Raw genomic sequence first — 267 nt, forward strand, 5'->3', positions numbered from 1 at the left:
CTTCGAGACCGGCCGCGCCGTGCTGCGCCGCGCCTTCGACCGTGGCGTCACCCACTTCGACCTGGCCAACAACTACGGTCCCCCGGCCGGTTCCGCCGAGGAAAACTTCGGCCGCTGGATGGCCAAGGATTTCCTGCCCTACCGTGATGAGCTGGTCATCTCCAGCAAGGCCGGCTGGCAGATGTGGCCCGGTCCCTATGGCGGTCCCAGCGGTGCGCGCAAGCACCTCATCGCCAGCTGCGAACAGAGCTTGAAGCGCATGGGCCT

1 protein-coding gene is annotated in these 267 nt (G+C 67.0%); it reads left to right on the forward strand.

All coding sequences use genetic code 11. From position 1 onward, the window contains the following. A partial coding sequence (locus ACZ3HG_RS23870; protein WP_465334870.1) for an aldo/keto reductase occupies positions 1–267 on the forward strand: 267 nt, incomplete at both ends.

The organism is Erwinia sp. PME.40.26/001 (assembly GCF_055556675.1).